This is a genomic window from Streptomyces sp. KL109B, assembly GCF_030766935.1.
In the GTDB taxonomy this organism is placed as follows: Bacteria; Actinomycetota; Actinomycetes; order Streptomycetales; family Streptomycetaceae; genus Streptomyces.
On the sequence record NZ_JASERL010000025.1, the window covers coordinates 1 to 3,195 of the forward strand.

Annotated in this window: 1 rRNA gene; it reads left to right on the forward strand. The window is 56.8% G+C overall.

Going from position 1 to position 3,195, the window contains the following annotated elements:
* Positions 1-49 precede the first annotated feature (49 nt).
* Positions 50-3,172: ribosomal RNA gene (locus tag RBJ65_RS41965) — 23S ribosomal RNA — on the forward strand.
* The last annotated feature ends 23 nt before the right edge of the window (positions 3,173-3,195 follow it).

Sequence of the window (3,195 nt, forward strand, 5' to 3'; positions counted from 1 at the left end):
GGGTGGTTGGTCGTTGTTTGAGAACTGCACAGTGGACGCGAGCATCTGTGGCCAAGTTTTTAAGGGCGCACGGTGGATGCCTTGGCACCAGGAACCGATGAAGGACGTGGGAGGCCACGATAGTCCCCGGGGAGTCGTCAACCAGGCTTTGATCCGGGGGTTTCCGAATGGGGAAACCCGGCAGTCGTCATGGGCTGTCACCCGCTGCTGAATATATAGGCAGTGTGGAGGGAACGCGGGGAAGTGAAACATCTCAGTACCCGCAGGAAGAGAAAACAACCGTGATTCCGGGAGTAGTGGCGAGCGAAACTGGATGAGGCCAAACCGTATACGTGTGAGACCCGGCAGGGGTTGCGTGTGCGGGGTTGTGGGATCTCTCTTGATCAATCTGCCGGTTGGTCGACGAGTGAGAAACCGTTGATGTAGGCGAAGGACATGCGAAAGGTCCGGCGTAGAGGGTAAGACCCCCGTAGTCGAAACGTCAGCGGCTCGTTTGAGAGACACCCAAGTAGCACGGGGCCCGAGAAATCCTGTGTGAATCTGGCGGGACCACCCGTTAAGCCTAAATATTCCCTGGTGACCGATAGCGGATAGTACCGTGAGGGAATGGTGAAAAGTACCGCGGGAGCGGAGTGAAATAGTACCTGAAACCGTGTGCCTACAAGCCGTGGGAGCGTCGCGCAAGGAACTTGTTCCTTGCGTCGTGACTGCGTGCCTTTTGAAGAATGAGCCTGCGAGTTTGCGGTGTGTTGCGAGGTTAACCCGTGTGGGGAAGCCGTAGCGAAAGCGAGTCCGAATAGGGCGATGGAGTAGCGCGCTCAAGACCCGAAGCGGAGTGATCTAGCCATGGGCAGGTTGAAGCGGAGGTAAGACTTCGTGGAGGACCGAACCCACCAGGGTTGAAAACCTGGGGGATGACCTGTGGTTAGGGGTGAAAGGCCAATCAAACTCCGTGATAGCTGGTTCTCCCCGAAATGCATTTAGGTGCAGCGTCGTGTGTTTCTTGCCGGAGGTAGAGCACTGGATAGGCGATGGGCCCTACCGGGTTACTGACCTTAGCCAAACTCCGAATGCCGGTAAGTGAGAGCGCGGCAGTGAGACTGTGGGGGATAAGCTCCATGGTCGAGAGGGAAACAGCCCAGAGCATCGACTAAGGCCCCTAAGCGTACGCTAAGTGGGAAAGGATGTGGAGTCGCAGAGACAACCAGGAGGTTGGCTTAGAAGCAGCCATCCTTGAAAGAGTGCGTAATAGCTCACTGGTCAAGTGATTCCGCGCCGACAATGTAGCGGGGCTCAAGCGTACCGCCGAAGTCGTGTCATTCATACAACAGGGCCAACGCCCGTATGGATGGGTAGGGGAGCGTCGTGTGCCGGGTGAAGCAGCGCCGGAAGGTAGTTGTGGACGGTTCACGAGTGAGAATGCAGGCATGAGTAGCGATTCACACGTGAGAAACGTGTGCGCCGATTGACTAAGGGTTCCTGGGTCAAGCTGATCTGCCCAGGGTAAGTCGGGACCTAAGGCGAGGCCGACAGGCGTAGTCGATGGATAACCGGTTGATATTCCGGTACCCGCTGTGACGCGAAAGACATCGAATCCAGTGATGCTAAGGCCGTGAAGCCGTTCCGGACCCTTCGGGGAATGGAAAGTGGTGGAGCCGCCGGCCCAAGTTGGTAGTAGGTGAGTGATGGGGTGACGCAGGAAGGTAGTCCAGCCCGGGCGGTGGTTGTCCCGGGGTAAGGGTGTAGGGCGTTGTCCAGGTAAATCCGGACAGCAATAGCCTGAGACCTGATGCCGAGCCGATTGTGGTGAAGTGGATGATCCTATGCTGTCGAGAAAAGCCTCTAGCGAGTTTCATGGCGGCCCGTACCCTAAACCGACTCAGGTGGTCAGGTAGAGAATACCGAGGCGTTCGGGTGAACTATGGTTAAGGAACTCGGCAAAATGCCCCCGTAACTTCGGGAGAAGGGGGGCCACGCCTGGTGACCGGATTTACTCCGTGAGCTGGGGGTGGCCGCAGAGACCAGCGAGAAGCGACTGTTTACTAAAAACACAGGTCCGTGCGAAGCCGTAAGGCGATGTATACGGACTGACGCCTGCCCGGTGCTGGAACGTTAAGGGGACCGGTTAGTCCGACTTCGGTCGGGCGAAGCTGAGAACTTAAGCGCCAGTAAACGGCGGTGGTAACTATAACCATCCTAAGGTAGCGAAATTCCTTGTCGGGTAAGTTCCGACCTGCACGAATGGCGTAACGACTTCTCGACTGTCTCAACCATAGGCCCGGTGAAATTGCACTACGAGTAAAGATGCTCGTTTCGCGCAGAAGGACGGAAAGACCCCGGGACCTTTACTACAGTTTGATATTGGTGTTCGGTTCGGCTTGTGTAGGATAGGTGGGAGACTTTGATCCCGGTACGCCAGTATCGGGGGAGTCGTCGTTGAAATACCACTCTGGTCGTGCTGGATGTCTAACCTGGGTCCGTGATCCGGATCAGGGACAGTGTCTGATGGGTAGTTTAACTGGGGCGGTTGCCTCCCAAAGGGTAACGGAGGCGCCCAAAGGTTCCCTCAGCCTGGTTGGTAATCAGGTGTTGAGTGTAAGTGCACAAGGGAGCTTGACTGTGAGACCGACGGGTCGAGCAGGGACGAAAGTCGGGACTAGTGATCCGGCGGTGGCTTGTGGAAGCGCCGTCGCTCAACGGATAAAAGGTACCCCGGGGATAACAGGCTGATCTTCCCCAAGAGTCCATATCGACGGGATGGTTTGGCACCTCGATGTCGGCTCGTCGCATCCTGGGGCTGGAGTCGGTCCCAAGGGTTGGGCTGTTCGCCCATTAAAGCGGTACGCGAGCTGGGTTTAGAACGTCGTGAGACAGTTCGGTCCCTATCCTCTGTGCGCGTAGGAATATTGAGAAGGGCTGTCCCTAGTACGAGAGGACCGGGACGGACGAACCTCTGGTGTGCCAGTTGTTCTGCCAAGGGCATGGCTGGTTGGCTACGTTCGGAAAGGATAACCGCTGAAAGCATCTAAGCGGGAAGCCTGCTTCGAGATGAGTATTCCCACCCCCTTTGAGGGGTTAAGGCTCCCAGTAGACGACTGGGTTGATAGGCCGGATCTGGAAGCACCGTGAGGTGTGGAGGTGACCGGTACTAATAGGCCGAGGGCTTGTCCTCAGTTGCTCGCGTCCACTGTGTTG